The following is a 1,405-nucleotide window of genomic DNA, read 5'->3' as shown; positions in this document are numbered from 1 at the left end:
GACCGGATTCAACTGGTCGTTGCAACACCGGCTTCTTGGAGAGACTTTAGCTGCTCGTTCAGTGCCTCGGCAGGTGTCTTCCACCCCAGGCTCTTGCGTGGACGAGTGTTCAGCGTGTGCGCCACGGCGTTGATCTCGTGTGCCGACCAGCGTGACAGGTCAGTGCCCTTGGGGAAGTACTGACGAAGCAGGCCGTTCGTGTTCTCGTTGGTGCCGCGCTGCCACGGTGAGTGCGGATCGGCGAAGAACACCGGGATGCCTGTCTCGACACGAAACGCTATGTGCGCGGACATTTCCTTGCCGCGGTCCCACGTCAGTGAACGCGTCAACTCCACCGGCAGACGTGTCATCGTCGTCGACAACGCGTTCTTCATCGTGATCGCGCCGTACCCGGCCAGGGCCGGCCCATTTTTCACTGATTCCTTGTGCCGATAGCCTTCCTCGCGGGGCAGGTGAACGAGCATCGTGTAGCGGGTGGTGCGCTCCACGAGCGTGCCGATCGCGGAGCGTTCCAGCCCGATGATCAAGTCGCCCTCCCAATGGCCCGGCACTGCACGGTCGTCGGCTTCAGCAGGCCGTTCACTGATGAGCGCTTCGGGCGTGACGTGCGCCCACGTCGTGCGCTGCGCGCGCGCCCGCGGGGCGCGCAGCGCACGCCCGGTGCGCAGGCACAAGATGAGTTCACGTTTCAACGCTCCTCGGCCTTGGATGTAGAGGGATTGATAGATCGCCTCGTGGCTGATGCGCATGGACTCATCATCGGGGAAATCGAGGGGCAGGCGCCTACTGATCTGCTCCGGGCTCCACGCGCGCACCCACGCCCGGTCCTTGCGGCGTGGCTTGTTACGGCCCGTCCATTTCTCTACCGGCGGCCCGGCCACGACGTTTCCGTCCTCGTCGACGATGTGGCCGCTGAGTCGTTGCTCAACGTACTCGCGCAACCGCGGGTTCGCCACGAGCTTGGCTTCCTTCGGCCGCCGCGCTGCCATGTCGGCCTTCCACTGCGCGACCGACGCGCGATAGTCACGCGTGAGGCCCCGTGTCGCGGCGTTTCGGCGTAACTCGCGCGAGATCGTTCCTGGGTCGCGGCCGATCGTGCGCGCGATCTGCCGCACACCATGACCTTTCGCGACAAGAATCGCGATCTCTTCACGCTCGGTGAAGCTGAGGTAACGCCCTGACGGCGTCGGCGGCATGAACGGGCGCATCCCACCATGCTGGCGGTACCAGCGCGTCGCGACCGCAGGGGCCACGCCGATGACACGAGCCGCTTCCTCTGCCAGCAATCCCAGCGCTATCTGATCCCAGAACGCTGACTCGACATCCCGGCGGTACTTCGGATGCCCCGGCGACCGCAGCTTCGGTCTGATCGCCCGATCCGCTTGCCACTGTCGACGCGCACCCG

General features: G+C 65.2%; 1 protein-coding gene. It reads right to left on the bottom strand.

Translation table 11 applies throughout. From position 1 onward, the window contains the following. Positions 1-8 precede the first annotated feature (8 nt). A partial coding sequence (locus D9R02_RS11790; protein ID WP_259463970.1) for an IS30 family transposase occupies positions 9-1,405 on the bottom strand: 1,397 nt, incomplete at its 5' end.

It is taken from the genome of Kocuria rhizophila (assembly GCF_003667225.1).
Classification (GTDB): Bacteria; Actinomycetota; Actinomycetes; order Actinomycetales; family Micrococcaceae; genus Kocuria; species Kocuria rhizophila.
The sequence above is the reverse complement of the archived record's forward strand: the minus strand, read 5'-3'. Positions and strand labels throughout refer to the sequence as shown.